Source organism: Nostoc cf. edaphicum LEGE 07299 (assembly GCF_015207245.1).
In the GTDB taxonomy this organism is placed as follows: Bacteria; Cyanobacteriota; Cyanobacteriia; order Cyanobacteriales; family Nostocaceae; genus Nostoc; species Nostoc edaphicum_B.
This window is the reverse complement of sequence record NZ_JADEXF010000448.1, coordinates 1-4,486: the sequence shown is the minus strand read 5'-3', so window position 1 is coordinate 4,486 and position 4,486 is coordinate 1. Positions and strand designations below refer to the sequence as shown.

The 4,486-nt window shown below is 43.3% G+C and carries 6 protein-coding genes; 5 read left to right on the top strand and 1 reads right to left on the bottom strand.

Features of this window, described 5'->3' with window-relative positions; genetic code table 11:
• Window positions 1-135 precede the first annotated feature (135 nt).
• The 4 genes from IQ229_RS14485 (at window position 136) to IQ229_RS24080 (ending at window position 2,497) form a co-directional block, all read left to right on the top strand.
• The gene (locus IQ229_RS14485; RefSeq protein ID WP_194044787.1) at window positions 136-627 is read left to right on the top strand and encodes a Dps family protein; all 492 of its coding nucleotides are present in this window, start codon (window positions 136-138) and stop codon (window positions 625-627) included.
• 81 nt (window positions 628-708) lie between these two features.
• Window positions 709-1,395 (top strand): nucleotide exchange factor GrpE, encoded by a 687-nt coding sequence (grpE, locus tag IQ229_RS14480; RefSeq protein WP_228013469.1) that lies wholly within the window; start codon window positions 709-711, stop codon window positions 1,393-1,395.
• A gap of 492 nt (window positions 1,396-1,887) precedes the next feature.
• Window positions 1,888-2,043: a hypothetical protein gene (locus IQ229_RS14475; RefSeq protein ID WP_194044792.1), complete on the top strand. Its 156-nt coding sequence runs from the start codon at window positions 1,888-1,890 to the stop codon at window positions 2,041-2,043.
• A gap of 274 nt (window positions 2,044-2,317) precedes the next feature.
• Window positions 2,318-2,497, top strand: a complete 180-nt coding sequence (locus IQ229_RS24080; RefSeq protein WP_228013468.1) for a hypothetical protein — start codon at window positions 2,318-2,320, stop codon at window positions 2,495-2,497.
• Window positions 2,498-2,537: 40 nt separating this feature from the next.
• Here the strand turns inward: IQ229_RS24080 and IQ229_RS14470 are convergent, their stop codons facing one another.
• A complete protein-coding gene (locus IQ229_RS14470) occupies window positions 2,538-3,830 on the bottom strand; it encodes a dicarboxylate/amino acid:cation symporter (protein ID WP_194044785.1) in 1,293 nt (430 codons plus the stop codon).
• Between the two features lie 193 nt (window positions 3,831-4,023).
• Between IQ229_RS14470 and IQ229_RS14465 the strand changes: the two genes are divergently transcribed.
• Window positions 4,024-4,486, top strand: a 463-nt coding sequence (locus tag IQ229_RS14465; protein WP_194044783.1) for a PHP domain-containing protein, incomplete at its 3' end; no start/stop codon positions are given.

Genomic DNA, 4,486 nt, shown 5'->3' with positions numbered 1-4,486 from the left:
GATGAGGGAAATGAAGGAGATGAGGGAGAATAATTAATAACCAATGCCCAATGCCCAATGCCCAATGCCCAATTTTCAATCCCCAATGCCCAATTTTCAATCCCCAATTACATATAACCTAATTAGGAGAAAATTATGTCATCGAAAGTAACAGTCAAAAATGTAAATATCGGCATTGACGAGGCGAGTAGGGCTAAAATCGCCGACGGTTTATCTCACCTGTTGGCTGACACTTATACACTGTATCTGAAAACTCATAACTTCCATTGGAATGTAACGGGGCCGATGTTTCAAACATTGCATTTGATGTTTGAGACCCAGTATACAGAATTAGCGTTAGCAGTTGATTTAATAGCCGAGAGAATTAGAGCGCTTGGCTATCCCGCACCAGGAACCTACAGCGAATATGCCAAACTGAGTTCTATTCCAGAAACTCTTGGAGTTCCTAAAGCTGTGGAGATGATTCGCGAACTTGTGGAAGGACAAGAAGCCGTAGTCAGAACTGCACGATCTATTTTCCCCGTGATAGAGGAAGTTAACGACGAACCTACCGCCGATTTATTGACTCAGCGGATGCAAGTACACGAAAAGACAGCTTGGATGTTGAGAAGTTTACTGGAAGAATAGAAATGGGGAATGGGGCATAGGGCACAGGGCACAGGGAATAGCGGATAGAGAAAAAACTTAATCGCCAATGCCCAATGCCCAATGCCCAATACCCAATACCCAATCCCCAATACCCAATCCCCAATGCTCCATACTCAAAAGTTGCAAGATTTAATGCAACAGGTAGGTATTTCTAGTTTTAAAGGGCTGAGTCGCGCTGCTGGTATCTCAGAGCGTCAAATTTTGCGGTTACGCCAAGGAAAGCTAGAGCAAATGCGGGTAAATGTGCTGCTTAAGCTTTCGCCAGTGCTACAGATGCCATTGAATGAATTGATCGCAACTTTTTCAACCGTAGAGTTTTCACAAGAGAAAACAGCGCCAACTCAGGAATTGTTACGAGAAATTACCAATTTAAGAAAAGAGTACGATCGCTCGCAGTTTCAATTAGAACAACAGCGAGAAATATTACTACAAGAACTCCAGCAGTCGAGTTTGCAACTGCTGGAGTCTTTATTATTGCAATGGCCAACAGCAGCACAGAAAGCGCAGGAAAATCCCCAGCTAGCAGCAGTGAAAATAGTACCGTTGGTGCAGAAACCTCTGGACAAGCTTTTACAGGCGTGGGGAGTGGAAGCGATCGCACCTGTGGGAGCAGAATTACCTTACGATCCCCAACTGCACCAATTGACAAAGGGAACTGCACAACCTGGAGAAACAGTCAAAGTTCGTTACACTGGCTACCTTCAAGGTGAGAAGCTGCTTTACAGAGCCGAAGTGAGTCCTGTTTGAGAGAGTGAAGAGTTAGGAGTAACAAATTCACAACTCTTTACTTTTTGTATTGTCTGTCAAGAAATGACAGATATTGGGAATACTTAAGATAGCAGAGGCGATCGCCTTCAGAAAACTTCTTTTAAAGCCTTGGTGTCGGTTCTAGCTTGCTTGGCGCTGTTGAAACCTAAATTTTTGGCTCTAGAGCGGTAGTCCAGAGGTAAATTATTTCAATTATGTAAGTAATTGGACATAAATAAATATAGATCCTAGTTACCATCACAAGTACTCAGGAAGGAAAAGCTACTGCTAGACTCGGTTTAGCTATGTGTAGGCGTAGCGAGCCTTAGGCATTGCTGCAACTATAGCGGTTCTTGAATGGAAGCAATACAATTTGACCTCTCTCCAAACCTCTCTCCTAAAAGGAGAGAGGCTTTGAATCTTACTCCCCTTCCCTTATAGGGAAGGGGCTGGGGGTTAGGTCTGTATTGCACTCAACTGATAACCGCTATAGTGATTGACCTGAAAAGCGGTGATATTGTCCATTCCCTGCGAATAGAAGGGGTGGTACTGGAATTGTACGACGTGGTAGCACTTTTGGGGATACGTCGTCCAATGGCGATCGGGTTTCGCAGCGACGAAATTCGGCGGGTGGTAACGGTGGGATGAAAAGCAATTCAAAATTAAAAAAAATCAACATCAATGATGTCTAATTAAGCAATTTTTTACCTATCTAATCTCAATGGCACCAACAGCTTTGCGATCTGGAATCAGAAAAATCGTGCTTGCAATTTCAGTATTAAAGCGTAAACAACATAGATTCACCTCCTGGAATTCCGCAATTGCCACAAAGACAATAGCAAAAACGCAGGGTAGCCTTTAACTAGAAAAACAGTATTAGGTAATTCCTAGACACAACTTTTATATTATTTTTCTTGTTCTTATGACTCCAAAACACACCAAAATTAAATTTCCTCTTTGGCAGTATCTGAACCAGCCCTTATTTAGTCGGGATACTAAATTAGTATTGAATCCCCAACGCTTTGTATTGATCTGGCGTCTGCAACTTTTAGAACGTTGCTGGACTAAAGCATGTGACGCCAAAGGACCTCAACAGCATTAGATATTTGACAAGCTGCTGAATTCGACTAAAAGCTGGCAAACTAAGCCTCGTCTACAGAACGTGGCTTTTTGCCGTCAAGTAGAGCGCTAACAGTCATATCTCCCATAACATTAATCGCAGTACGGCAGCGATCCAAAAACCAGTCTACAGTAACTAGCAAAGCGATGTACTGGGTAGGTAAGCCGACAGAAGTAAACACCAGTGTCATCGTTACCAATCCCGCATTGGGAATATTAGCCGCACCTACTGATGCAAAAATCGAGGTCAAGATGACAATTAACTGCTGTGTCAGACTCAGATGTTGTCCAATCAGTTGGGAAATATACAACGCAGACATTGCTTCATAGAGGGCAGTGCCATCATTATTGAAATTTGCCCCGACTAATGCCCCTAAAGCAGCAGAAGATTCCCTTAAACCGACTTTTGTTTGCAAAACCTCAAAGGTTATGGGCATTGCCGCCGCAGAGGAAGAAGTTGAGAAAGCTGTCAAAAAGGCATCAGAACCACCAGCGAGGAATTTTAGCGGGTGTACCCAGGAACCAAGTTTTACTCTGATCAGGTAGTAGCACGCCTGCAATACCAGTGCTAACAATACGGCGACGATGAATGCACCCAAAGATTTAAATGGTGCAAAGCCCTGCATCGCAATAGTTTTAGCCACAATCCCAAAGACTGCGAACGGCACTAAAGCAATTACCCAGTTGAGGATGCGGACTACCGCTTCAAATAAAATTCCGATGACATCCTCTATCGGCTGGAATCCATTCTTCCCTTGGGCGATTTGTTCAGATTTTAATCCCCGCAGGACGATGCCAAAACTCAGGGCAATCACAATCAGTTGGATGACATTATTATCAACCAATGGCTTGAGGACGGCTTCTGGTACAGCATCTTTGAGTATTCCCCAAGGGTCGAGACTCTGAGGAGTTATTGCCGTACTTATTGAGGTGTTTACATTGCCCCAAGTCCCTGGACGTAGCACATTCGCTACGAACAGTCCCACTAAAATAGCTACGGTTGTGTTGGTTAAAAGTAGCACTGCTAACCGCCGTCCGGCTGTACCAGGGATGTTGGTGGTCATCAAAGTATGCAGCACCGCTACCAAAATTAAGGGTGTAGCCAAGGCGCGGAGAGCCTTTAGTACCAACTCAGCCGGAATTGCTAAATTGTTGATGAGAGCAGCATTGCTGGGATTAGGATTCCCTGCACCAAGAGCAATTCCGACGCTGACTGCTGCTATTAAGGCGATGAGAATTTGCAACGTGAGAGGGATACGCTGCCACCAAGGGCTAGCTTTGGTTTCAGACGAAGTAGTTCTCTCTGTTTGACTCATTGGCTAGGTACTGGTTAACTGCTGTAACTATTAAAACAACACTAATAATAGTGATAATTCCCGAAAAAGAACAGCTTTAATTTTGGTTAAAAACTGTTAATCTAAGATTCCGTTGCTTTACAAAATCTGCCTCGAAAGGGTATACCACAAGGTAGGCCCCTAGAGATATCTTGGCTTGTGGTTGGAGATGCTTATGTCCTTTGTGCCTTTACATATTCACAGTGACTACAGTCTACTTGATGGGGCAAGTCAGCTACCAGAGTTGGTGGATCGAGCGATCGCACTGGGAATGAAAGCGATCGCCCTTACCGATCATGGTGTCATGTATGGAGCCGTTGAACTGATCAAAATCTGCCGTAGTCAAAATATTAAGCCGATTATCGGCAATGAAATGTATGTAATTAATGGCGATATTGAGAAACAAGAACGCCGTCCCAAATATCATCAAGTAGTTTTAGCTAAAAATACCAAAGGTTACAAAAATTTAGTCAAATTAACTACAATTTCTCACCTTAAAGGTGTTCAAGGCAAAGGGATTTTTTCTCGTCCTTGTATTAATAAAGATTTATTAAAAGAATATCACGAAGGCTTGATTGTCACCAGTGCTTGTTTGGGTGGAGAAATTCCCCAAGCGATTCTTAGTAATAGACCAGATG

Excerpts from the sequence above, each read along its gene's own strand:
- IQ229_RS14485 (WP_194044787.1), top strand. The coding sequence starts at position 136 with ATGTCATCGAAAGTAACAGTCAAAAATGTAAATATCGGCATTGACGAG.
- IQ229_RS14470 (WP_194044785.1), bottom strand. The coding sequence starts at position 3,830 with ATGAGTCAAACAGAGAGAACTACTTCGTCTGAAACCAAAGCTAGCCCT.
- IQ229_RS24080 (WP_228013468.1), top strand. The coding sequence starts at position 2,318 with ATGACTCCAAAACACACCAAAATTAAATTTCCTCTTTGGCAGTATCTG.
- grpE (WP_228013469.1), top strand. The coding sequence starts at position 709 with ATGCCCAATACCCAATACCCAATCCCCAATACCCAATCCCCAATGCTC.